This is a genomic window from Bifidobacterium sp. JNUCC 75, assembly GCF_054819865.1.
Map to the genome: position 1 here is coordinate 1,583,009 of NZ_JBTHIF010000001.1, position 23,885 is coordinate 1,606,893.

24 protein-coding genes are annotated in these 23,885 nt (G+C 61.6%); 11 read left to right on the forward strand and 13 right to left on the reverse strand.

What is annotated here, in order from left to right:
- Positions 1 to 207 precede the first annotated feature (207 nt).
- From ACVWNW_RS06395 to ACVWNW_RS06430, 8 genes are all read left to right on the forward strand, one after another.
- Positions 208 to 1,467 (forward strand): ABC transporter substrate-binding protein, encoded by a 1,260-nt coding sequence (locus tag ACVWNW_RS06395; RefSeq protein WP_454481775.1) that lies wholly within the window; start codon positions 208 to 210, stop codon positions 1,465 to 1,467.
- Positions 1,464 to 2,390: a carbohydrate ABC transporter permease gene (locus ACVWNW_RS06400; RefSeq protein WP_232348751.1), complete on the forward strand. Its 927-nt coding sequence runs from the start codon at positions 1,464 to 1,466 to the stop codon at positions 2,388 to 2,390. The genes ACVWNW_RS06395 and ACVWNW_RS06400 overlap by 4 nt, the downstream gene beginning before the upstream one ends.
- Position 2,391: 1 nt before the next feature.
- The gene (locus tag ACVWNW_RS06405) at positions 2,392 to 3,336 is read left to right on the forward strand and encodes a carbohydrate ABC transporter permease (protein ID WP_232339503.1); all 945 of its coding nucleotides are present in this window, start codon (positions 2,392 to 2,394) and stop codon (positions 3,334 to 3,336) included.
- Between the two features lie 19 nt (positions 3,337 to 3,355).
- Entirely contained in the window at positions 3,356 to 3,811 is a 456-nt protein-coding gene (locus tag ACVWNW_RS06410; protein WP_261254046.1) for a hypothetical protein, read from the forward strand.
- Positions 3,812 to 4,098: 287 nt separating this feature from the next.
- Positions 4,099 to 5,409: an ABC transporter substrate-binding protein gene (locus tag ACVWNW_RS06415; RefSeq protein WP_144178072.1), complete on the forward strand. Its 1,311-nt coding sequence runs from the start codon at positions 4,099 to 4,101 to the stop codon at positions 5,407 to 5,409.
- A gap of 31 nt (positions 5,410 to 5,440) precedes the next feature.
- Positions 5,441 to 6,376 (forward strand): carbohydrate ABC transporter permease, encoded by a 936-nt coding sequence (locus tag ACVWNW_RS06420; protein ID WP_024627639.1) that lies wholly within the window; start codon positions 5,441 to 5,443, stop codon positions 6,374 to 6,376.
- A 20-nt stretch (positions 6,377 to 6,396) separates the two neighbouring features.
- Positions 6,397 to 7,278 (forward strand): carbohydrate ABC transporter permease, encoded by an 882-nt coding sequence (locus ACVWNW_RS06425; RefSeq protein ID WP_046322455.1) that lies wholly within the window; start codon positions 6,397 to 6,399, stop codon positions 7,276 to 7,278.
- A 99-nt stretch (positions 7,279 to 7,377) separates the two neighbouring features.
- Complete coding sequence (locus tag ACVWNW_RS06430) at positions 7,378 to 8,502, forward strand: glycoside hydrolase family 172 protein (RefSeq protein ID WP_454483416.1); 1,125 nt, start codon at positions 7,378 to 7,380, stop codon at positions 8,500 to 8,502.
- A gap of 5 nt (positions 8,503 to 8,507) precedes the next feature.
- On the opposite strand, the gene ACVWNW_RS06435 is transcribed toward ACVWNW_RS06430, so the two are convergent.
- Positions 8,508 to 9,536: a LacI family DNA-binding transcriptional regulator gene (locus tag ACVWNW_RS06435; RefSeq protein ID WP_454481779.1), complete on the reverse strand. Its 1,029-nt coding sequence runs from the start codon at positions 9,534 to 9,536 to the stop codon at positions 8,508 to 8,510.
- A 4-nt stretch (positions 9,537 to 9,540) separates the two neighbouring features.
- Positions 9,541 to 11,118, reverse strand: coding sequence for a cysteine--tRNA ligase (gene cysS / locus ACVWNW_RS06440; protein ID WP_144178067.1), 1,578 nt, complete (start codon positions 11,116 to 11,118; stop codon positions 9,541 to 9,543).
- Positions 11,119 to 11,209: 91 nt separating this feature from the next.
- On the opposite strand from cysS, the gene ACVWNW_RS06445 reads away from it, so the two are divergent.
- Positions 11,210 to 11,935, forward strand: a complete 726-nt coding sequence (locus ACVWNW_RS06445; protein ID WP_454481781.1) for a type 1 glutamine amidotransferase — start codon at positions 11,210 to 11,212, stop codon at positions 11,933 to 11,935.
- Between the two features lie 2 nt (positions 11,936 to 11,937).
- Here ACVWNW_RS06445 and ACVWNW_RS06450 read toward each other — a convergent pair whose 3' ends face one another.
- The 9 genes from ACVWNW_RS06450 to coaD all read right to left on the reverse strand — a co-directional run bounded on the left by ACVWNW_RS06450 (position 11,938) and on the right by coaD (position 20,323).
- Positions 11,938 to 13,902 carry an ATP-binding cassette domain-containing protein gene (locus tag ACVWNW_RS06450; RefSeq protein ID WP_454481783.1) on the reverse strand — a complete coding sequence of 655 codons (1,965 nt, stop codon included), beginning with the start codon at positions 13,900 to 13,902 and terminating at the stop codon, positions 11,938 to 11,940.
- A 62-nt stretch (positions 13,903 to 13,964) separates the two neighbouring features.
- Positions 13,965 to 14,624 carry a sugar O-acetyltransferase gene (locus ACVWNW_RS06455; protein WP_082097694.1) on the reverse strand — a complete coding sequence of 220 codons (660 nt, stop codon included), beginning with the start codon at positions 14,622 to 14,624 and terminating at the stop codon, positions 13,965 to 13,967.
- Positions 14,625 to 14,654: 30 nt separating this feature from the next.
- Complete coding sequence (gene ilvN / locus ACVWNW_RS06460) at positions 14,655 to 15,209, reverse strand: acetolactate synthase small subunit (RefSeq protein WP_015021375.1); 555 nt, start codon at positions 15,207 to 15,209, stop codon at positions 14,655 to 14,657.
- A gap of 14 nt (positions 15,210 to 15,223) precedes the next feature.
- Positions 15,224 to 17,164: an acetolactate synthase large subunit gene (locus ACVWNW_RS06465; RefSeq protein WP_454481786.1), complete on the reverse strand. Its 1,941-nt coding sequence runs from the start codon at positions 17,162 to 17,164 to the stop codon at positions 15,224 to 15,226.
- 217 nt (positions 17,165 to 17,381) lie between these two features.
- The gene (gene rnc / locus ACVWNW_RS06470) at positions 17,382 to 18,143 is read right to left on the reverse strand and encodes a ribonuclease III (RefSeq protein WP_144178063.1); all 762 of its coding nucleotides are present in this window, start codon (positions 18,141 to 18,143) and stop codon (positions 17,382 to 17,384) included.
- A gap of 105 nt (positions 18,144 to 18,248) precedes the next feature.
- Positions 18,249 to 18,443 (reverse strand): 50S ribosomal protein L32, encoded by a 195-nt coding sequence (rpmF, locus tag ACVWNW_RS06475; protein WP_015021378.1) that lies wholly within the window; start codon positions 18,441 to 18,443, stop codon positions 18,249 to 18,251.
- Positions 18,444 to 18,507: 64 nt separating this feature from the next.
- Entirely contained in the window at positions 18,508 to 19,128 is a 621-nt protein-coding gene (locus ACVWNW_RS06480) for a YceD family protein (protein ID WP_144178062.1), read from the reverse strand.
- Positions 19,125 to 19,817, reverse strand: a complete 693-nt coding sequence (locus ACVWNW_RS06485; RefSeq protein WP_046322470.1) for an ATP synthase subunit B family protein — start codon at positions 19,815 to 19,817, stop codon at positions 19,125 to 19,127. Before ACVWNW_RS06485 ends, ACVWNW_RS06480 begins: the two co-directional genes overlap by 4 nt.
- Entirely contained in the window at positions 19,814 to 20,323 is a 510-nt protein-coding gene (coaD, locus tag ACVWNW_RS06490) for a pantetheine-phosphate adenylyltransferase (RefSeq protein ID WP_046322473.1), read from the reverse strand. Before coaD ends, ACVWNW_RS06485 begins: the two co-directional genes overlap by 4 nt.
- A 62-nt stretch (positions 20,324 to 20,385) precedes the next feature.
- Between coaD and ACVWNW_RS06495 the strand changes: the two genes are divergently transcribed.
- Positions 20,386 to 20,697, forward strand: a complete 312-nt coding sequence (locus ACVWNW_RS06495; RefSeq protein WP_024627652.1) for a DUF3039 domain-containing protein — start codon at positions 20,386 to 20,388, stop codon at positions 20,695 to 20,697.
- A gap of 25 nt (positions 20,698 to 20,722) precedes the next feature.
- On the opposite strand, the gene ACVWNW_RS06500 is transcribed toward ACVWNW_RS06495, so the two are convergent.
- Together ACVWNW_RS06500 and ACVWNW_RS06505 are read right to left on the reverse strand one after the other, a co-directional pair.
- Complete coding sequence (locus ACVWNW_RS06500) at positions 20,723 to 21,742, reverse strand: aldo/keto reductase (RefSeq protein WP_454481790.1); 1,020 nt, start codon at positions 21,740 to 21,742, stop codon at positions 20,723 to 20,725.
- On the reverse strand, positions 21,742 to 23,088 hold the full coding sequence (locus tag ACVWNW_RS06505; protein WP_198230003.1) for a nicotinate phosphoribosyltransferase: 1,347 nt from the start codon (positions 23,086 to 23,088) through the stop codon (positions 21,742 to 21,744). Before ACVWNW_RS06505 ends, ACVWNW_RS06500 begins: the two co-directional genes overlap by 1 nt.
- Before the next feature lie 103 nt (positions 23,089 to 23,191).
- Between ACVWNW_RS06505 and ACVWNW_RS06510 the strand changes: the two genes are divergently transcribed.
- Positions 23,192 to 23,830 carry a Pr6Pr family membrane protein gene (locus ACVWNW_RS06510; protein WP_454483418.1) on the forward strand — a complete coding sequence of 213 codons (639 nt, stop codon included), beginning with the start codon at positions 23,192 to 23,194 and terminating at the stop codon, positions 23,828 to 23,830.
- Positions 23,831 to 23,885 lie beyond the last annotated feature (55 nt).

Sequence of the window (23,885 nt, forward strand, 5' to 3'; positions counted from 1 at the left end):
CGTGTTACCCTAAATTTGCAACGTTGCAAATTAATATGAACCGGTCGGTCCGGCTCGCTGGGTGTCGATGCTTGATGCCTAGGGGCCGACGGGTTCTGAAAAGCGATGCAGGGTTGCCGGCATACGGGTGCGCCGGTCCCATCGAGAGGAGCAAGAGGGATTGTGAGTGTCTTCAAGGAAGAAAGACACGGGGGAGGTGGAACCCACATGCCCTTATTTGCGCGACGTTGGCTCAGGCTGTTGCTGAGCCTGGCGGCCATATGCGGCATGGTGGTCTCGACCGCAGGCTGTGGCGGCGGCGATCAATCCGCCAAGCAGATCTACTTCTGGAATGGTTTGACCGGCGATGACGGTCCGGCCATGCAGAAAATCATCAAGGCCTTCAATGCACAGAGCCCCGAGTATAAGGTGGTCTTCCAGCCCATGAACGGCGGAGATCTGACCACCAAGATCTACAGCGTCATGCAGACCGGGAAGAACATCCCCGATCTGGTCATCAACGATTCGTTCTCCACTTCGGTTCTGCAGAGCCAGGGGCTGCTCAACCCCTCCTCGGTGTGGACCAAATACCACCCGGAGCTCAAGGAGTCGAGCTTCCTGCCGCAGGCCTGGCAGAACACCGTCGTCAAGGGGAAGTCCTACGGCATCCCCCTGTACATGTTCCAGATGGCCATCTATTACAACAAGGATCTGATCCACAAGTACGGGCTGGACTATATCCTGGACGACCGGCTAGTCACCACTGATGAGATCGCCTCCATGAAGGGCAAGCTGCCCAAGGACGTCTACGGGCTCTGCCTGGGCAACCTGCCCTGGGCCATGATGTCCCTGCTCTACAGTACTGGCACCAACATCGAGGATGGCGTCAAGGATATGACCGGTCCGGGCTGGCGCAAGCCTCTCAAGGCTCTGCGTGATCTCAACGACCAGGGCATGCTCTCGCCCATCGACAGCGACGGTGAGCAGGTCTTCGCCTCTGGGCATGCGGTCTTCGGCATGCTGGGCACCTGGGCGCAGGGCAACATGTCCTCCACCCTGGGCAAGGACAAGGTTGGCGAGATCAACACCCTCCAGTACGGTACCGAGCATCCTTCCAACTTCCTGTACCAGCAGAACTGGCTCCAGCTCAAGGACAAGAACCGGCCCGAGGCCAAGGTCAAAGCGGCCGCCGACTTTGTGGACTTCGTCTACAGGAATTGGATGATGTGGTCGGACGTAGGGTCCATCTCTCCGGCCTACCGTGACCTGAACAACCCGGAATACCAGAAGCTCATCCAGGCCTCCTTCACCAATGACAAGCGTGAACGGCAATGGATAAAGACATCCAACTACATCTATGGCGGCTATGCCACAGCCGGGTGGGGATCCTTCATGGACATCGTCTATCGGAACATCTCCCTGGAGGAAGGTCTGAAGACGCTTGATCTGATGACTCAGGGCCAGATCCAGATTCAGGAGCAATCATGAGCGCGCACGGCACAACCGCAGTCATGGATGGACGGGGCAAGCGCCGTCCGCTGGGACAGAAGTCCTTCTGGCATGCCTTCCCCTACATCGCCCCGCACATGGTGGTCTTCGCCATCTTCGGCGTCATCCCGATCTTCTTCGGCATCTACCTGGCCTTCACCAGGTGGAACCTGGTCGGTTCCCCCACCTGGGTCGGGCTGGACAACTTCAAGCTGATCTTTGACAAGTCCACCTACTTCTACTCCATTTTCTGGAGGGACATGTGGCACACGATCATCTTCGTGCTGATCAGTGTGCCCCTGACCATCGTCGTCCCCCTGCTGCTGGCCTGCGCCCTGCAGACCAAGCACCTGAAGGGAGTGGGGCTCTTCCAGGCCATCTTCTATGTGCCCGGTCTGATCTCCGTGGCGGCAGGAGCCCTGGTCTGGCGGCTGGTCTTCAACTCCCAGTTCGGCCTGCTCAATACCACTTTCCGGTGGGACATCAATTGGCTGGGCAAGCAGCCCTGGGCCTGGATCGCCATCTTCGTCCTCAGTCTCTGGGGAGGCATCGGTGGCAACCTGATCATTTATCGGTCGGCCCTGTCCGGGGTAAGCCAGGATCTGTACGAGGCGGCCTCGGTGGACGGGGCCGGACCCATCCGGCAGTTCTTCAGCATCACCCTGCCAGCCATCAAGCTGCCGCTCTTCTATACGACCATCATGACCACGGGTGGTGCCTTCAATGTCTGGGGTCAGCCTCAAATGCTGACCGGCGGCGGTCCTGCCTATACTTCGCAGGTGCTGCTGATGGACATCAGGAACCTGGCCTTCCCGCAGGGGCCTTCGGCTGCTGGCATGGCCTCGGCAATGGCCCTGCTGCTGGGGATCATCCTCATGCTGATCTCCCTGGTCCAGATATTCTTCATGAACAAGGAGGACTGACATGAGTTCGGCAACCCTTGATATGGCATCCCTGGGCAAGGGGCTCAAGGCTCCTGGCCCCAGCGCAACGGTTCCCGGCGGCGAGAACGTGCCCGAAAACCACCACAAGGTGCTCAAGCCTTCGCTGGTGGCCATCTATGCGGTGCTGATCGTCCTGGCTGTGGTCTGGATCATTCCTGTGGTCTATACCATCACGACATCGTTCAAGTCACCCCAGGAGTTCCTGAAGAACGCCTACAACTTCCTGCCTGCGCACTGGGTCACCGTCAACTATCTGACCCTGCTGCAGGCCTCGGCCTCCTACCCTGTCTTCAACTGGCTGGGCAACTCGCTGGTCATCTCGCTGTCCCATGGCATCCTGGCGGTCTGCGTGGTGGCTCTGGCCGGGTACGGCTACTCCCGAATCAACTTCAAGGGCAGGGACACGCTCTTCTTCGTCCTCCTGCTCATTTCGATGTTCCCGGGTGTGGTCAACATGATTCCCTCATACCGCATCGTGGCCACTTTCGGCTGGATCAACTCATACTGGTCCTGCATCATCCCCGGCTTGGGGAACGTGGCGAATATCTTCCTGGTGCGCAACTTCATGAAGGGGATCCCCAAGGAGATCGACGAGGCTGCCGAGATTGACGGCGCCGGCGACTTCCGCATCTTCCGCAGCATCATGCTGCCTTCCATCCGACCAATCCTGATCGTGATCTTCCTGTTCGCCTTCACTGGAGCATGGAACGACTTCCTCTGGCCCACCCTGGTCTTCAACGACATTAAGAAGACCCCGGTCACGGCCGGCCTGCAGCTGCTGGGCAATCAGATGATGCAATACAACCAGATGGGCACGCTTTGCGCGGCCACCTGCCTGGCCATTATTCCCACCCTGCTGCTCTTCGTGTTCGCCCAGCGCTACTTCCTGCAGTCGCTGAACATCACCTCGGGCCTCAAGGGCTGAAACAGTGAAGGTGGCAACAATGGCAAAGGAAAACCGTAGCAATCATCTGGCGGGCAAGGACGTAGCGAGCAGAAGGACCGAGAAGATCATCCTCCTGGTGGCGGCAGCCATCAACGTGATCATGGCCTCGGTCACCATGTTCATCTACTCGCCCTGGTTCAAGGACGAGGGCTATGCCATCCTTGGCCGTGCCGGACGTCTGGCCGACGACATGGCCACAGTCAACGGCGCGGCAACCGTGGCCCAATCCTACGGTTTTCTACTGCTCATTCTTGGGGCGGTCTCCTTCATCGTGGCTCTGCGGGCCATGCGGCCCTCGACGATTATTCGGGGGGTGCAGTACTGGATGATCTTCTGCATGGTCTTTTCCTTGGCCACGGCGGATTGGCTTTCGCTGATCGCCTACGGCCTGGCCTTCGTCACCTATGTGGCCAGAAACAAGACCATCCGCCGGATCTCGTCGAGTCGAAGGTGACCAGCCCCGAGGGTATGCGGCGCCCCTGACCGCTGCACTTCCAATCCCCTCCCGCTTGTCCGAAACCATCGGGCAAGGGGGAGGAATTTTTGATTTTGGGCAATCTTCTTCTGCGTGCCTTGTTGACATGACCCATGGCCGGCTTCTATACTGAGTCGAAACGATTCGACATCTCGGGTGCATCGACGGAGATGGTCAGTGCCCTGCAATCCGCGCGAAGTCGAAACCTTTCGACACGTTGAATCGCAGTAGATGGATGCAAGGATGCAAGGAAGTTAGGAGCCATCATGAAGATCAGAAGAGGGATCGGAGCGGCCTTGGCCTTGGCCATGTCGATCCTGCCGCTGGCGGCCTGCGGATCGGGGGGCGATGCTCCCCAGGAAGCCCATCCGTCCAGCATCAAGATCTGGTACTACGAGGAGCCCAGCAGCGGTCAGGCCCGGGGCTGGCTGAAGGCTGCCGATATCTTTACCCGCCAGACCGGCATCAAGGTGGATTTCGAGGTCAAGTCTTTCACTCAGATTGCCCAGAACGGCAGCCAGTTCCTTAATTCGGACGACGCCCCGGACGTCATGGAGTCCAATCGCGGCAACGGCTCGGCCGGGGTTCTGTCCACCCTGCAGCTGCTGACCGACCTGAAACCCTATGTACAGAAGTACGGCTGGGACAAAAAGGTACGCGGCCAGGCGGCGGCAGTGGGCAAGTACGATAAGCGCGGCGTCATGGATGGGAACACCTGGTACGGGGTTTCCTCCTACGCGGAGATGCAGCGCGTCTACTACAACAAGGACCTTTTTGATAAGTACAAAATCCCCATCCCTCGTACTTTCGACCAGTTCGTGGCAGCCCTCAAGGCTTTTAAAAGCCACGGGGTCACGCCCATAGCGGCCGATGCCCAAGAATACGGTGTGCTTTGGCTCTGGTGGCAGCTGGCCATGACCAAGGCTGATGCCCGATTCGTCGACGATTGGCAGCTCTACAAGCATCCAGTCAACTGGCGCAGCAAGCCGCTGACCTTCGCCACCAATACCATCCGTGACTGGATCGACAAGGGATACATTTCCAAGAACGCCACCGGTATGAAGGCCGAGGATACGACCACGGCATTCATCAAGGGGACCTATCCCATCTACCAGACCGGCACCTGGAACCAGACCCGCTTCATGGAGCAGGTGAAGGCCTTCGACTGGACGGCATCCATCTTCCCAGGGGCCAAGATGGTCGAGGGCTGCGCGGGCAACCTGCTGGTCATCCCGCAGAAGTCACGGCGCAAGGATGCCGCAGCCCGCTATATCAATGTGGTCCTGTCCAAAGAGGTTCAGAACTACATCGGCAACAAGGGCGGCGTGCCGGTGGCGGCCGATACGGACGCCATCACCAACCCCAAGAGCCGTGACCTGGTCAACGAATACACCAAAGCCTCGGACGCCAGCCGGATGAGCTACTATCCCGACTACCCCGCGCCCAACCTGACCGACGCCATGCCGGCCGCCTTCCAGGAGCTGGTCAACGGCACCAAGAGCCCCGACCAGGTTCTGGACACCCTGCATAAGAACTACGACGACGGCGTCGCCCAGCTCGATCTGGATGACGACTGAGCTGCGTCAATCCGCCAAGGAGAGTACAAGCATGTCTGACACACATAGCAGGAAAAAGGCGCAGTCCCGAATCCCGGGCAGTGCGCCCTCGCGGTTCGTCCCTTATCTGATTCCCGGTCTGATAGGCATTGTGGCCATCGTCATCGTGCCCATCTTCTGGAACATCTACCTGAGCTTCACCCGCTGGAGAGGGGTGGGGCCAACCAAATGGGTGGGTCTGCGCAACTGGCGACGGCTCATGGGCGACTCGACCTTCTGGGTCTCCTTCGGGCACACCCTCTGGATCATTGTGGCCATCGTCATCATTCCCACGGTTCTGGGCCTGCTGATCTCCTCGGCCCTGACTGATGTGATCCAGAAGAAGTTCGGCCCTCATACCTCCTCGACCCTGCGGGCCCTCTACTACCTGCCCCAGGTTCTGCCTGTGGCCGTGGCCACCATCATCATGGGCTGGATCTTCCGGCCTGAAGACGGTGCGGTCAACGACCTGCTGACCAAGATCGGCCTGGGCGGATTGGCCCACAACTGGCTGGGTTCGACCACCACGGCCCTGCCCATCCTCATGGTCATCCTGATCTGGATCCAGCTGGGCTATCCCATCGTCATCTTCATGTCTGGACTGCAGCGGGTGGATCCCGAGCTCTACGAGGCGGCCAGCCTGGACGGGGCCAACTGGTGGCAGAAGTTCCGCGTCATCACCCTGCCCTCCATCATTCCCGAGCTGCTGGTGGTCATCCTCACCTCCACCATCGGCGCTCTGAAGACCTTCGCTCCGGTCTATCTGCTGACCAAGGGCGGGCCCGGCACCTCCACCATGGTTCCCTCCTACTACTCCTACAACCAGTTCTTCCAGGTGCAGCAGGTGGGCTACGGCGCCGCCATTTCGACATCCCTGACCGTGGTCATCGTCATCTTCTCCATCGTCTTCACCATTGTGCAGAAGCGCGTGCAAAAGAGCATCGCCTGAGGAAGGCTAGGAAGCACATCATGAATAATCAAGCTACACTGCAAGCCGACGCCCGGGTGTCCTCCCGGCACGCCCGTAGAATCCGCACCTGGGGGAACTGGGCCGGTCTGATCCTGCTCATCGCGGGAGCTGTGATCATGCTCTTCCCCCTGCTGATCCTGGTCCTGAACGCCTTCAAGACCACGGCTGACTACAACGCCACGGGCCCCCTGTCCGTGCCCGCCCACTTCAGCATGGACGGCATCATCTCATTCTGGAACAAGAGCAATTTCCCGCTCAAACTGGGCAACTCCCTGCTGATTTCCCTGGTGGTTGCCGTGGTCGGGGTCCTGCTTTCGGTCCTCAACTCCTTCGCCCTGGGCATCGGCAGGGTCAAGGGCAACACGGTCATCCTCCTGTTCATCATGCTGGCCAACATGGTTCCCCAGGAGGCCCTGCTTTACCCGCTCTACGTCATGTTCAAGTGGATGGGCTTCTATAACTCCCAGTGGTCCATCATCATCATCTTCACCATCATCCAGAGCGCCTACGGCACCTACCTGCTCTCCTCGGTCTACGGGACCTTCCCCCAGGCCATCCTGGAGGCGGCCACCGTCGACGGGGCCTCGCGCTGGCAGATTCTGCGCAAGATCGTACTGCCGGTGTCCTGGTCGACCATCAGCGTCCTCTTCGTCTTCTTCTTCATCTGGACCTGGAATGAGTACATGATTCCCATGGCCTTCCTGATGAGCGAGAAGACGCAGACCATCCCGCTGGCCTTGGCCACCATGCAGGGGCAGCACACCATGGCCGCCACCGACCTGGCCTCCGCCTCCCTGCTCAGCATCATTCCCACCATCATCTTCTTCATCTTCTTCCAGAGGAAGCTCTCGCAGGGAATAGTGGCGGGCGCTGTCAAGTAACCGCCGCTGCACAAGTACACTGAACATGGCCGCCCGCTGCAAGAAGGCAGAGGAGGGGAACGGGCGGCCCGAATATGAAAGGCAATCACAACCATGGGTATGACCATGCCGAACATCACCAACGGTCTTGAGGCGCTGACCCGCTCATCCGCGGACCGCACCCGCTGCATCAACGCCGAGAACCCTCGGGGAGGCAAAGGCAGAGCGGCCATGACAGCCAGCAATCTCGGTCCATCCAGAAAGGGGACCCCCTGTCTCAAGAACATTCCTCCCGGGCAGGACATGGTTCTGGCCGACCTGTCCGGCGCGGGCGAGATCCGCCATATCTGGATGACTGTGACCGATGCCACCTCACCCACCGGGCCCAACGTCCTGCGCAATCTGATCCTGGAATGCTACTGGGATGGCGAACAGACACCCTCAGTCTGCGTGCCCCTGGGCGACTTCTTCTGCTGTGGTCACGCCCAGGCCTGCCGGGTGGAGTCCGTGCCTGTGGCCGTCTATCCGCGTCGAGGCTTCAACTGTTACTGGCCCATGCCCTTCCATGACGGGGCCCGGATCGTCCTGCGCAACCGGCACAACGAACCCATTGAGGCCTTCTTCTACCAGATCGACTATGTGGAGAAGGACGAGCTGCCCGAGGAGGTCATGACCTTCCATGCCCAGTGGCGCCGTCAGCGGGTCACCGAACTTGGCCAGGACTATGTGATCCTGGATGGGGTGCATGGCCGGGGCTCATACGTGGGCACCTATCTGGCTCTGACCGCCCTGGAGAGCCGCTGGTGGGGCGAGGGCGAGATCAAGGTCTACCTGGATGGGGACAAGGACTATCCCACCTGGTGCTCCACAGGCAGCGAGGACTACTTCGGCGGCGCCTGGAGCTTTGCCGGGCAGGACCCGGATGGCCGGATGCGCGAGGCCACCTACAGCGGGGCCTACATGGGATTTCCCTTCCACTCCAGGCAGTTGGACAACCGCGAATCCCAGTACTGGGATGCTGACACCCCCGTGACCAGGGGGTTCTACCGCTGGCACATCCCCGACCCGATTATTTTCAGCAGCGATATCAAGGTGACCTTGCAGCAGATAGGTGTGGACGAACAGGGCTACTTCGAACGTCAGGATGATCTGGCCAGCGTGGCCTATTGGTACCAGCAGGAGCCCCATAAGCCCTTCCCGCAGAACGTGCTGGAGACGGGGGAGCGGGACCGCCGACCCCGTTGATTGGCTCAGGCGGCCTCCTGCTTCTGTCGGCTGATGGAGGCGCGATCGATCAGCCTGGGGCGCTCCAGTAGGACTCGTCCAGCCAGAGAAGCCCCCTCCTCCACAGCCTGTGTCAGCAGATCCGCAGCCTTGGCGCACAGTGAGCGGGGGGTAAGTGGCATCTCAGAGATACCCTGAAGCTCAAGAGTATGGCTGACCTTGCCTGCAGCGCAGGACAGAACAGCCACGTCATCGGGAATGCTCATGCCGTCTGAGCGCATGCGGACCACCACAGTGTCCAGTAGGGAGGGGCGGATCTGGCCGATCAGACCATCAATGTGGCCGTGATGGATGATGTCCAGCACTTGCTGGGTGTAGGCCAGATCGCTGCCGGTAGGGCCCGGTTCAAGCTGCAGATCCATCCCCAGACGGCAGGCCCAGGTTTTGAGACTGCGTAGCAGGATGAGGCGGAAGCCGGACCCGCGCCGGTATTCGCCCTCCAGATCCTCCAGAAAGAGCAGGCGTTTGCGTCCCGCTCTGGCCATGGCTTCCACCGCCATACGACCCATCAGGTCAAAGTCCAGATCCACACAGGCGCATGCTGTGTGCTGCCGAGGCAACCCCAGTGCCACGCAGGGGCGTCCATACGAGGCGGCCTGGGCGGCGCGGATGTCATCGTCCACCAGATCCATCAGCACCACTCCGTCGGCCAGATTGCTACGAGTGACCCGCCGGATATCTTCAACGCCATTCTCGGCAGTCAGCAACAGGGAGTCATAGCCCCGGGCATGCTCGCAACTGGCCATCTCGATGAAGTAGTCCGCATATGAGTCCCGGTTCTGACCGGGTCGGAGCGGGGCGCTCAGAGCGACGATCTGATTGCGCTTGGCCCGCAGCATCCTGGCGCCGGCATCCGGGGCGTAGTCCAGTTCGTCGGCGGCCTGCATGATTCGCTGGTAGGTTCCGGGAGAGACGGGACGTTTGCCGGAGAAGGCATAGGAGACTGTGCTGACCGAGACCCCGGCCCTTCTGGCGACGTCGCGTATGTCGGACATGGGTTCAGCGGCTCAGGTCCCAGGTGCTGCCAGCGGGTGTATCCGCCACAGCCACGCCGGCCGCCGTCAGCTGGTCCCGGATGGCATCGGCACGGGCGAAGTCATGATCTTTTCGTGCTTGATTGCGTTCCTGCAACTGCTGGCCTACCAAGGCATCCAAGGTGTTCATGGCTCGATTGTCACGGACGGCCGCGGCTCCTGCCCAGTGGGGATCAAGTGGATCAAGTCCGAAGACATCAAGCATGGCTCTGACTTGGAGCAGGGCATTAGCCAGCCACTTCCGGTCCAGAGTTTCAGAATTGGCATCCATGGTCGCGTTGGCCTGACGGATCAGCGCATAGAGGGCAGCCAGACCGCCAGAGACGTTGATGTCGTCATTCATGGCCTGCACAAAGTCCTTTGGCAGATCGTCCGCGCCCAGTCCCGTTACCCGAGTGCGCTCGGGCTGTGATCCCAGGATTCGTCCGGCCCGGTCCACGAAGTTGCTGATGCGCTCGTAGGCACCTTCGGCTTCCTGCAGGGATTGGTCGGACCATTCCAGCATGGACCGGTACTGCACTGAGACCAGGGCATAGCGCACCACCCAGGCCGGATGCTGCGATAGCACCTGGTCCACGGACAGCCCGTTGCCCAGGGACTTGCTCATCTTCTCGCCCTTCTGGGTCACCCAGGCCGTGTGCATCCATCGATGGGCGAACCCCCAGCCGGCTGCGTGCGACTGGGCCATCTCGTTCTCATGATGGGGGAATCGAAGGTCAAGACCGCCTCCGTGGATGTCGAAATCCGCACCCAGATAGCGGTGGCTCATGGCCGAGCATTCCAGATGCCAGCCCGGCCTGCCCGTGCCGAAGGGTGTTTGCCAGCGAGCCGTGGGCGGATCGGTGGGTTTGGGCGCCTTCCAAAGTGCGAAGTCACGGGGGTCGCGCTTGCCGGGCTCTTCATCGGCGTTGGCAGCCTGGTCATCGGTGTCGATACTGGGTCCCAGCCGGTCGTTGGCGGCGGCCTGTTCGTCAGCGGGCTGGGTGCCGGTCTGCTGGTGGGTCAGGGCACCATACTCAGGCCAGGAGGCCACGTCGAAATAGACGTTGCCTGATGGTCGGCCCTGCTCGTCGGGCACCACATAGGCATGGCCGTGGTCGATGATGCGCTGGATCAGGTCGACCATCTCGGGGATGTGTCCGGTGGCTCGAGGTTCATAGGTGGGTGGCAGGACTCCCATGGTTTCATAGGCGTGGGTGAATTCGCGCTCGTAGATGTAGGCCCGCTCCCACCAGCGCTGGCCGTTGGCCGCCGCCTTGGTCAGGATCTTGTCGTCAATGTCGGTCACGTTCCGGATCAGGGTCACCTGGTATCCCAGCCTGAGCAGCCAGCGTCGGATCACGTCGAAGGCCAGGGTGGTCCTGATATGGCCAATGTGGGGCGAGCTCTGCACCGTGGCTCCGCACACATAGATGCCGACCTTGCCCGGTTCAATGGGTCTGAAGGGGGTCACCTGGTGATCAGCAGTGTCATACAGACGTAGACCAGCTGCGGCCAGACTGACTGAAGCCTTGGAATCATGCGGTTGCGAACTCGTGTCCATATCCTTGAGCCTACCAAGGCTTGCTGACTGTCCAGGGGGAAATGCCGAGCCCGCAGACTCGGTCCGACGGCATGTGTGCAAGAATGGAATCATGGCGAAACCTAGGGTGCTGGTACTCCAGCATGTGGATTGGGAAAAGCCGGGTCGCATTCTCGACAATCTTCAGGAGTGCGGGCTGGACACCGAGATCACCAATATCGTGGATGAGAAGAAGCCCGAGCTGCCGCGCTCGCGTGAGCTGGCGGGGCTGGTCATCATGGGCGGGCCCATGTCGGCTGATGACTACGCGCAACACCCCGGACTCAAGGCGGAGACCAAGCTGGCCAAGGCGGCGATGGCTGCCAACAAGCCCATTCTGGGGATTTGCCTGGGTCATCAGATTCTAGCGCGGGCCCTGGGAGGCACCCTGATGAAGAACCAGGAGCCCGAATACGGCATGGGACCCATCCGCTGGGTGGGGCAGGACGACGACGTGGCCATGTGGAGCAAGAACACGGATGTGCTGCACTGGCATGCCGACCAGGTCACCCTGCCGCCGGGGGCCAAGCTACTGGCCCGCTCCCAGGCCACCAAGGTTCAGGCTTTCCGGCTGGGGTCGGCCCTGGGCCTGCAGTTCCATCTGGAGGTGACGGCGCCCATCTTCGAGGAGTGGATGCAGGTGCCGAGCATGGTCGGCACGATGAAGAAGTCCAAGATCGCTAAAATGCGCGACGAGTTTATCAAAGGGATGCCGCAGATGCAGCCTCTGGCCGACGCAATCTTCTCTGCTTTTGCGGCACGATGCTCGACCCAGGCCGCCCAGCTGGCCGTCGCCTGAGATTACTCCAGTTCCTCCCCGATGGTCAGCCACTCCTCCTCCAGCTGGTCCGATTGCCCGGTCAGATCTTTGAGCTTGCTGTTGAGCTCGTTGAGACCCTGGTAATCGCCGGGGTCGTGCTCGGCCATCTGTCGCTCAAGATCCTTGCGCTGATCGGCCAGCTTGGCCAGCTTGCGCTCGATGGCGGATGCCTGCTTGCTCAGATTTCGTCTGGCAACTCGTTCGGCCTTGGCCTGATTGGGATCCCCAGCCTCCTTGGCTGATGTCTGACTTGGAGCATCCGCAGCCTCCCGGTCGGCAGACTCGACCATATCCAGGTAGTCCTGAACACCGCCGGGCAGATGAACCACCTTGCCGTTGATCAGCGCGAACTGCTGGTCGGTCACCCTCTCCAGCAGGTAGCGATCATGGGAGACCACAATCAGGGTGCCCGGCCATGAGTCCAGCATGTCTTCCATGACAGCCAGCATGTCGGTATCCAGATCGTTGCCAGGCTCGTCCATGATCAGCACGTTGGGCTCGTCCAATAGGATGAGCAGGAGCTGCATACGGCGCTTTTGCCCGCCAGACATGTCGCTGATTCTGGTCATCAACTGGGAGCTTTCAAAGCCCAGGCGCTCCATCAATTGGCTCGGGGACACCTCCTTGCCTTCGACCAGATAGGTGGGCTTGTAGCGGCTGAGGACCTCTTTGATTCGATAGCGGCCGAGCTTTTCCAGCTCGTCCAGACGCTGGGTCAGCACCGCAAAGCGGACCGTCTTGCCGACCTTGACGTGTCCTGCCGTGGGAGACACACTGCCGTCAATCAGACCCAGCAGAGTGGACTTGCCTGCTCCGTTGGCGCCTACGATGCCGAATCGGTCGCCAGGACCGATTAGCCAGGTCACGTCGTCCAGGACCTTGTGTCCGCTGATGGTAAGGGTGTCGGCCGCTGCAGTGCCCGGACGGTCCTGGCCATCTTCGCCATCCTTGTCGGGATCAGCAGCCACTGTTACTGAGCCCATCAGAGGGCGTTCGGCATGAGGGGAGGGGACCCGGTTGTCATTGCCTTCGGCGGCATCTGAGTCGGTCCCCGGATAGATTTTGGTCACGTCGACCAGGTCCACCACCTGTTTGCCCAAGCGGGAGGTGGCCATCCGCTTGAGTTCCAGGCTGTTGCGCATGGGTGGTACGTCGGCGATCAGCTCCTGCGCGGCCTTGACATGGAACTTCTGCTTGGTCGAGCGGGCCCGGGCGCCTCGGGTCAGCCAGGCCAGTTCCTTGCGGGCCAGGTTCCGGCGCTTGGTCTCGGCCAGGTCCGCCTGACGCTCGCGCTCCACCCGCTGGAGCATGTAGGCGCTGTAGCCGCCCTCGAAGGGGTCGATGGTTCCGTCATGCACCTCCCACATGGAGGTGCAGACCTCGTCCAGGAACCAGCGGTCGTGGGTGACCAGCAGTAGGGCTCCGGAATTCTTGGCCCAGCGGTTCTTCAGATGCTCGGCCAGCCAGTGGATGGTGAGCAGGTCCAGATGATTGGTTGGCTCATCCAGGGCCAGGATGTCCCAATCCTGGAGCAGCAGCCGTGCCAGATCCACCCTGCGGCGCTGACCGCCGGACAGGGTGCCCACCTTGGCCTCCAGCTCCATGCCACCCAGAAGGGACTCGACGATTTCGCGGGATCTGGGGTCGGCGGCCCACTCGTAATCTTGTCGGTTCTCCAAGGCCGCCTTGCGGACCGTGTCCTCGTCTTTCAGGGGGTCACGCTGGTCCAGCATGCCGAAAGTGAGCCCATTGCGCATGGTCACCCGGCCCTGATCGGGTTCCTGGGTGCCTTTCAGCAGGTGCAGCAGAGTGGACTTGCCGTCGCCGTTTCGGCCCACGATGCCAATCCGGTCACCCTCGAAGATGCCCTGCGTCACATCCGTGAAGATGGTTTTGGTGGCAAAGGATAGAGCGACGTGTTCCAGACCGAGATCATAGATGGGCATGATTCCCCAATCTACCGCCAGCCTTGGATGGAATGAGCTGTGGGCTCTTCAGGGAAGGGGGATTATTGGTCCTGGTCGTTCTCCTGGTCCCGCTGACGAATTCTGTCCAGATAACCGGTTCTGTCCGCATCGGTGATTGGCCGCAGGACAGTGCAGGGGTTGCCGACCGCAACTACCTGATCCGGTATGTCATGGGTGACGACAGACCCTGCCCCGATGACGGCTCCACGGCCAATCCGCACTCCTCCCAGGACGACCACGTGACCACCCAGCCAGGCACCCTGGCATATCTCGATGGGTCGGGCCTGGCAGGCACCAGCCTTCCGCTCCTCATAGTCCAGGGCATGGTTGGTGCAGAAGAGCCCTGCGCCGGGGCCTATCCACACGTTCCTGCCTATGGTGATCGGGGCGTTGTCCAGCATGACGGCGCCGTAATTGATCAGAGTCTGACTGCCGATCCGTATGTTGCAGCCTACCTCGCATCTGAAGTCCGGGTTGATGACGACATCCTGCCCCACTTGGCCGAGCAGATCTTCTAGAATCCTTCGGCGTTCCTGCTTCTGTCCGGGGCCGGTCCTGTTGTATTCCATGAAGAGGCTTTCGGCCCGTTCCCTTTGGCGATCGATGTCGGGGTGGGTGTCCTGATAGACCTGGCCGGATACCATCCGCTCCCATTCGATTCGGCCCGTCCGGCTCATTCCTTCCATTACATCGTCAGTCATGGGCACCACCTTCTAGGATTTGAGGATGAGTCAGCGGCCGGTGATCTGCGAGCCCAGTACCTTTTCGCTCAGGGCCCGGGGTCCGCGAGTGACGGCCACGGCGCCCGAACGGACCAGTTCGATGATGCCGAAGGGACGCAGCAGACGCAGCAGGGCTTCCAACTTGCCCTCGGCCCCGGTGGCCTCAATGGTCAGGGACTCGGGGTGGACGTCGACCACGCGCACGCGGAAGAGTTTGACAATCTCCAGCACGTCGGAGCGGTTGCGTTCATTGGCCTTGACCTTGATCATGACCAGCTCGCGCTCCACGGCCTCGTCGCCCTTGAGTTCGACGATCTTGAGCACATGCAGGAGCTTGTTGAGCTGCTTGATGATCTGCTCCAGCGGGACGGCCTCCACGTCTGCCGTGACCGTGATCCGGGAGATATCGTCTCGCTCAGTCGACGAGACGGACAGGGAGTTGATATTGAAGGCGCGCCGGGCGAACAGGCCGGCCACCCTGGCCAGGACGCCGGGGCGGTTCTCGACCAGGACGGAAAGGGTGTGCCGTTCGGAACCGGGCTTGGATGCTGGATAATTGGCCATGTGGTGCCCCTTTCCTACTTGTTCATGCGACCGGCGGCGTCGCTGGCCATGGCTGCCCGGTCGGCTCCAGTCTGCTCATGCGGCTCGGGCTGCTCCTGCTCCGGACGGATGCCGGCCAGGGGCTGCACGCCAGGCTTATAGATGATGGTGTCATTGGAGGCGCCTGCCGGGACCATGGGCCATACCATGGCATCCTTCCAGACGCGGAAGTCGATCAGAACCGGCCGGTCGGTCACCGCGTTGGCCTTATCGATGGCCTCCAGAGCCTGCTCCTGGGTAAAGGCCCGCAGTCCCAGGCAGCCATAGGCCTCGGCCAGTTTGACGAAGTCGGGGATGCCGTTGCCGTCCGTGGGCTTGGCGCCGCCGTCCTCCAGGTTGGTCTGGGAGTAGTGGCTGCCGTAGAAGAGGGTCTGCCACTGACGGACCATGCCGTAGACAGAGTTGTTGAGTATGGCGATGCGGATGGGCAGTCCCGCCTGCCCGGCCGTGGCCAGCTCCTCGGAGGTCATCTGGAAGGAGCCGTCCCCGTCGACCAGCCAGACGGGCCGCGGATCTTCCTCTTCCCTGGTGCCGATTGCTGTTCCTATTGCAGCGGGCAGGCCGTAACCCATGGTCCCCAGTCCGCAGGAGGAGACCCAGGAGCGGGTGCGTTCGAAGTCGATGAACTGGCTGGCCCACATCTGGTGCTGGCCCACGCCGGATACCCAGATGGTATTTGGATCGGCCTTGTTGCTCAAGGTCTGAACCACCCACTGGGGGGCTAGGGTGCCGTCTGGGCTGGGTTCAAAGGTGGTGGGGTAGTCGTGCCGCCAGCCGTCGATCAGCCGCCACCAGGGCTTGAGGTCAGGCTTGCCCCAGGTGCGTTGAGCCGCCTTGAGCGCCGGAATCAGGTCGTCCAGCACCTGGCCCACGTCCCCGACGATGGGTACGTCTGCCTGCCGGTTCTTGCCGATCTCGGCCGGGTCGATGTCGATGTGGATGACCCGGGCCACCGGTGCGAAGTCCTCCAGACTGCCTGTCACCCGGTCGTCGAAGCGTGTGCCCACGGCCACCAGCAGGTCGGAATGCTGGATGGCCCCGTTGGCGGCCACCGTGCCGTGCATGCCGGGCATTCCCAGAACTGCTGGATCGGAGTCGGGCACGATGCCTCGCGCAGGCAGGGTGGTGACCATGGGGGCACCGGTGGCTCGAACGAGCTCCTGGACCTGTCGACGGGCATCTGAACGGACTGCTCCGCCGCCCACATACAGGACCGGCCTGTGTGACTGGACCAGGAGCCGGGCGGCATCATCCAGGACGTGTCCATGGGCCCGCGTCACCGGGTTGTAGCCGGGCAGGATCATCTCCTGGGGCCAGGAGTAGAGCATTTTGCCATTCTGAGCCGTCTTGCTCAGGTCCACCACTACCGGGCCCGGCCTTCCCGAGCGGGCGATGTGGTAGGCCTCAGTCATGACCCGGGGGATGTCCTGGGCCTTGGTCACCAGATAGGAGTGCTTGGCCACCGGGTAGGTGATGCCCACGATGTCGGCCTCCTGGAAGGCGTCGGTGCCGATGGAGTCCACGCCCACCTGGCCGGTCACCACCACCAGGGGAACCGAGTCCATCATGGCATCGGCTATGGGGGTGACCATATTGGTGGCTCCAGGTCCGGAGGTCACCAGGCAGACCCCCACCTTGCCCGTGGAGACGGCGTAGCCCTCGGCAGCATGCCCTGCGGCCTGCTCGTGGCGGGTCAGTGTGAAGTTGAAGCGCGCCTGTTTATCAATGGCGTCATAGGCGGGCAGAATGGCCCCTCCTGGAACGCCGAAGACCTGGGTGACCCCCAGGTCCTCCAGGGACCGAATAAGCGCCTGGGCTCCCGTCATGGGCTCGCCCTGGGCGGGGACATCCTTGTCGTCATGGTCCCAGTTCCTGGGTACTGAGCTGAACGCTTGCAGAGGTGTCGGCAGACTCATGTTTTCTCTCGACCTCCAGACTGCGCGCCGACCTGCGGCCGTGCATGTCGAAATACGAACCTGTCGGAGCGTCGGCGGGGTGGGCGGACGATTCCCGATCAGGAGGAGGCACCTATGCCGTTCGTGACGGCGTACCTCCGGGTTATGCCCATAGTCTAAACAGGGGTCTGGTCGGGGCGTGGCGGCAGTACCGCATGCCGAAATTCCGGCTCGAACTTCAGGCTGATTGCTCGGCGCGCAGGGCCGCAAGCAGATCCTGATCGTCCAGCCGCTTCCACCCCTGGGCGGCAGCAGCCAGCTGGGCCTTCCGCTTGCTGCTGGCCCGGCCTTTGCCGATCACGGTCCCGCCGTCCTCCAGTCGCAGTTCGGCGGTGAAGACCTGGGCGTATTCCGGCCCGGAGACCGCCATGGCGTACCGGGGCTCGCCCAAGCCCAGCTTGTGGGCCTTGACGGTGATCGAGGTCTTCCAATCCAGTGCTGGCCCCTCGGTGGCCACCTCGGCCAGGGTGTCGTCAAGAAGGGTATGGACGGTGGTCCTGGCCCCCTCGATGCCGTGCTCCACAAATACCGACCCGATCAGTGACTCGACGGTGTCGCAGAGTATGGAGTCCTTGTCGGCCCCGCCGTTTTCGCTCTCTCCCCGGCCCAGAAGAATATACTGCCCCAGATGCAGCTTCTGCCGGGCGATGGCCGACAGGGCCTCCTCGGAGACTGCCTTGGCCCGCATCTTGGCCAGCTGGCCCTCGGTCATGTCCGGATGAACCTTGTATAGGGTCTCGGTGGCCACCAGTTCCAGAACTGCGTCGCCCAGGAACTCCAGCCGTTCGTTGTTGGGCATGCCTGGGTGCTCATGGGCGAAGGAGCGATGGGTCAGGGCGTGCACCAGCAACTCCGGGCTGATCCTGCCACCTAGGGCCTGGAAGAGATCCTCAGCCGCCTGGTTGCCGGAATCCACTTGCTCCTGTTCCTCCTGCTGCATATGGTCTTTCTCGCTTTCCCGGCCTTGTCGTCCGATGATATGGAAAAACCCCTGCCACCCGTCGATGGCCGGGGTTCTCTCATTGCGTGTCGATCGCCGATCGGCTCACTTGCTGAACTGCGAGCGAATGGCGTCGCGGTAGACGCGCCCGCGGTACATGCCGCAGCTGGGGCATGCCATGTGCGGCAGCGCAGGAGCTCCGCAGTTGGGGCAGGTCACCGTAGCGGCGGCCTGGGTCTTCCAGTTGGCGCGCCGGGAATGGGTGTTGGCGCGCGAGGTCTTGTACTTTGGCAGTGCCATATTGTCCTCTGTTTCGATCGAATACTTCGAGCTTAAGCGTAGAGCAGTCTACCGCAACCTCCGGTCATTCGCCAGTCTGGCCGTCGCTGCCGGGGTTCTCCTCCTGCTCCAGACGCTGCTTCAGTCCCTCCAAGGCAGCCCAGCGATCGTCCATCATCTCGTGGTGGTGATCGGGATGGTCATTCAGATCCATGCCACACTGGGGGCACAGACCCCGGCAGTCGGGTCGGCACAGGGGCTGCAGGGGAAGGGCCTCCACCAGGGTGTCACGCAGGAGGGCCTCCAAATCCATAAAGGCGCCTCCGCTGACCAGAGGATAGGTCTGGCCGCTGGCCTCGTCCTGTTGGGCCAGAATCTCCTCCTTGCCATGGGTCGGCTCTGGTTCGGGCTCCTTGTATGGGAAGAAGACCACCGGATCGTCTTGGATGCTGGTATTGACGGGCCTCAGGCAGCGGGTGCATTCGGTGTTCAAAGGCACGCTGATGTGGGCCTGCAACAAAAGGCCATCCACCAGGGAGTCGATGTCACCCTCCACATGCACGGGCGTTCCTGCAGGGATGCCCACCACCTGGTCGCCGATGCCTTCCGGGGCTGGAAAATCACGGTCCACCCGGGTGCTCTGCCCTGCTCGCGTCGACACCTGAGCCACTGAAACCGCCCAGGGGGAATCCTCCGGTCTGCTCATCCCTGCGTCTCCTCTCCTTGGTCCGGAGCTGACGCGTTCATGCTACGCGCCGCCTCTTGCTCACGCTGGTGGAGAACCTCCAGGCCGGCACGCACATCCTGACCCATCTTGTCCAACTGGGTATCAAGCTCGCCCATGACCTGGGCGGCGTAGCCATTGGCTCCCTGGACCAGACGGTCTGCCTGGGCCTGGGCCGTGTCAATGATGGTCTGGGCATTCTGCCGGGCTATGGCCACCACATTCTCCTGGCCGGCCAGGAAGCGTGCCTGCTCGCCGGCCTCCTTGACGATGTCCGCAGCTCGACTCTGGGCATCGGATATGGTGGCGTTGGCCTGGGTCTGCGCCGTGTTCAGCCGACGCTCCGCCTCCCTCATGAGCGCCGAGGCCCGCTCCAGTTGCACTGGCAGCATTTTCTTGAGTTCATTGAGGTCGTCGGACAGCTCGTCTCGGTCCACCTTGACCAGTCCCGGGCTGAAAATAGGGGCCTTGGCCTCATCCAGCATGGCCTGGATCCGGTCGATGATGTCATAGACGGTGGTGAATTCCGATCGAGGATTCCCGCTCTCGCTTCTATCCTCCTGCAGGTCGGGCAGGTCCTTCATGTCGACTGCGTGCCTGGGGACGCTTGTTCTGGTCGAGTCATCGATAGGCTCGTTATCGTCCCTTTCCTGGGTCTGCTCGTTCATCATTGGCTCTTTTCCGTGTGCGGTGTGTCCCTGTGCAAAGTGCCTATCAGTGCGTTCACGACGCTGTCGGGGACCATACCGGTGACATCCCCTCCGTGTCTGGCCACGTCCTTGACGATGGTGCTGGAGATGTGCTCTCGCACCGGATCGGCTGGCAGGAAGAGCGTTTCCACCCCGGACAGCTTGCGATTGACCAGGGCCATACCCAGCTCGGCCTCATAGTCCCCGTTCTGCCTCAGACCCTTGACGATGACCGAGGCGCCCACCTTACGGCAGTAGTCGGTGATAAGACCATCGGTAGAGGCTACGGTGATGTTCGGATACCCGTCCTCGTCCAGGGCCCGGCGGATCATGGCCACCCGCTCCTGTTCGCTGAACATGGGGGTCTTGGCGGCGTTGACGGCCACAACCACGTGGACCGTCTCAAAGAAGCAGGCGCAGCGTTCGATCACATCCATGTGGCCGGAGGTGACCGGATCGTATGAGCCAGGGCATACAGCGATAGTCATGATTCTCAGCGTAGCGCGTCATAGGGAGCGAACGTGCAGCTCGCCGCCGTACCATAGATGTCATGACTGCAAGCAAGAGCATTCGCATGGAGGATCCGGAGCGGGAGCAGAACCCCGACCAGGGCACCGGTACGGCCGTTCTGGACCGTCCGGACACCGAGACCGCCGAGAAAACCCGGCTGAACGACCAGGGCGATGCCGACCGGTTCGCCCACTACGTCTCCCGTGAGCGCATCGCCGAGTCCAAGCTGACCGGCCGGCCTGTCGTAGCCCTCTGCGGCAAGGTCTGGGTGCCCAAGCATGACCCCTCCCAGTATCCGGTTTGCCCGGACTGCAAGCGCATCTACGAACAGATGACCGGCGGCAGCCACTGAGCGTTGCTGAGCGGTCCAGGCTACTTCAGGACTGCTTGCCCAGGGCGATTCGGTCGATTGTTGCCAGCTCTTCCTGGCTGAAATCGGCCGACTCTACAGCCTTGAGATTGTCCAGAATCTGCTCGGGCTTGGAGGCGCCGATGAGCACCGAGGTGACAGCGGGGTCCCTGAGCAGCCATGCCAGGGCCATCTCTGCCAGACTCTGGCCGCGTTGACGGGCCAGGTCGTTCAGCGCCTGGATTTGCTTCAGCCTCTGTGGGGTCAGGGCGGACTCCTTGAGGAAGCGACCGTCGGCACGAATCCGGCTGTCCTCGGGAATCCCATGCAGGTAGCGGTCGGTCAGCAGTCCCTGGGCCAGCGGGCTGAAGGTGATCAGTCCCTTTTTTTCTTTCAGCACTGCCTGTTTGAGACCGTTGTCCTCGATGGTTCTGTCGAAGATGGAATAGCGGTTCTGGTTGATGACGAAGGGGACGTGCATCTCGTTCAGGATGGCCGAGGCCCGCTTCATGGTCGGCCCGTCGTAGTTGGACAGTCCCACGTAGAGGGCCTTGCCACTGGTGACCGCCTGGGCCAGGGCGCCCATGGTTTCCTCCAGAGGCGTGTCCGGGTCGGGGCGGTGGTGGTAGAAGATATCCACATAGTCGAGTCCCAGCCGTTTCAGACTCTGGTCCAGTCCGGACAGCAAATGCTTGCGTGAGCCGAAGTCCCCATAAGGGCCAGTCCACATTTCATAACCGGCCTTGGTGGAGATGACCAGCTCCTGGCGGTGGTGGCTGAAACACCGTCGCAGGATGATTCCCATGTTGCGCTCGGCGGCGCCTGGTCCGGGACCGTAATTGTCAGCCAGGTCGAAGTGGGTGATGCCATGGTCGAAGGCCGTCGTGCACAGCTCCTGCATACGTTCCAGGGGCGTGGTGTCACCGAAGTTGTGCCAGCAGCCCAGGCAGATGGGCGGCAGTTTCAGGCCGCTGTCGCCGCAGCGCCGGTAGGTTGTGGAATCGTATCGGCTCGGGTCGGGCTGGTAGGTTTCGGATTGCGTGTTCATCAGATGCTCCTCACCAGGGTGGGAAGGACTGGTTCGCCCTTCATCAGGCTCAGGGCGTTGATGGGCATCTCCTCAAGGGCCTTGGCCCGGTGCTCCCGGGCATCCAGAACGGCCTGCCCACCCTGGTACTCTGGCATGCTCTGGCCATGGTCCACATAGGTGACCAGCAGATCCCGCCAGTCCTGCTCAGGCTTATAGGCTGCCAGAGCCTCCTCGGCACCCGAAATGACGTGCTCGGCGTCGGCCACTCCGTTGTGGTAGGAGCGGTAGGCCAACTTGCGTCCCGGCACCGAAGCCTTGCCCACCGACTTCTTGGCGACGGCCTGCATAACCCCGTCGGAGTTCTCCCGCTCGGTCAGTTTGTAGACCATGGCGCAGGTAGGGGCTCCCGAACCGGTGACCAGCATGGTGCCCACCCCGTAGGAGTCAACCGGGGCATCCTGCAGGGAGGCGATGGCGTACTCGTCCAAATCGTTGGTAACGGTGATGGTGGCCTTGGTGGCTCCCAGTGAGTCCAGCTGGGCGCGGACCTGCTGGGCCAGCGAGCCCAGGTCTCCGGAGTCGATGCGGACCCCGCCCAGCTCCGGTCCGGCCACCTCGACGGCCGTCCTTACGGCCTCCTCGATGGAGTAGGTGTCGGTCAGCAGGGTGGTTCCCTTGCCTAGAGCCTGAATCTGCCCTTGGAAGGCCTCGCGCTCGCTGTCATGCAGGAGGGTGAATGAATGGGCTGCGGTTCCGATGGCCTTGAAACCGTATTCTTTGGCTGCCAGCAGGTTTGAGGTTCCTTGGAATCCGCCGACTATGGCCGCTCTGGCCGCCGCCACGGCCGCATACTCGTTGGCCCGGCGCGCGCCCATGTCCATGCAGGGCCGGCCCTTTGCCGCGGTGACCATGCGGGAGGCAGCCGATGCCACAGCCGAGTCGTAGTTGAGTATGGACAGAATCAGGGTCTCCAGCAGGGTGCATTCGCCGAAACTGCCTTCGACCTGCAGAATGGGGGAGTCGGGGAAGAATATCTCGCCCTCCCGATAGCCGCGTATGGTACCGGTGAAGCGGAAGTGCTCCAACCAGTCGATGGTGGTCTGGCTGACGATGTGACGGTCGGACAAAAAGCGGAGCTCATCCTCGCTGGGGTGGAAATTCGCCAGCGCATCCAGAATCCGCCCAGTGCCTGCTACCACCCCGTAGCGGCGTCCTGCCGGCAGATGTCGGGTGTAGACCTCGAAGACGGATTGGCGTCCGGCCGTGCCGTCCTGCAAGGCGGCGTCCAGCATGGTGTATTCGTACATATCGGTCATCAGAGCCGTGGAGGTTCCGGTGTCCCTACTGTTGTTTTCGGCGTTCATATCTTCCCCTTTGTGGGTGGAAAAGCCCTTGGTTGGCACCCAGTCTAATCCTCTGACCACCTGGCTCGCCCTGCCCTCCCAAGGTCGGGATAAGCTGGTCCGCATGAGATTCGTTGTGGGCATCTACCGATTGCTGATCGCCTTTTTCTGCCTGGGCGGCACCTACGAGGCCTGGCTGCTGGGGATCGGCAATAAGTGGGTCTATTTTACCTTCCAGACCAATATCGCCTTAGGCCTGGTCATGCTCTGGGCCGGAGCGGCCACCCTGCTCAAGGGCATCCAGCCTCCAGCTTGGCTCAAAGGCTGCCTGACACTCTACATCGTCATCACCGGGTTGGTGGCCATCCTGGTTCTGGGGCTGAACAGCACGGATTACAAGCTGGTCCTGGGCATCCGGACCACATGGATGATTCACGTCATCAGTCCCATCCTGGCATCGGTGGACTTCCTCTTGTTCGACCCTCATCGTCGTTTCCACTGGCACAACGTACTTACCTGGCTGATCTATTTCCCCTTCTACGTAGCTTTTGTGCTGATCAGGGCCGCCATTTGGCCTCATTCAGGACCGGAGCCGGGCGGAAACCCTTACCCCTATGCCTTCTTGGACCTCAGACACCTGGGCTGGGCCCAATTGATGGTCAACCTGGCTGAGTACCTGGTCGTTTTCTTCGCCCTATCGCTGGTCATCTTCCTGATCGATCGCATCCTGCCGGCCAAGACACCGCTGACCATTGATCGGTAGACGGCTGACGGAATAATGGGGACCAGACCAGGGGAGCCTGGGCGAAACGGAAAGG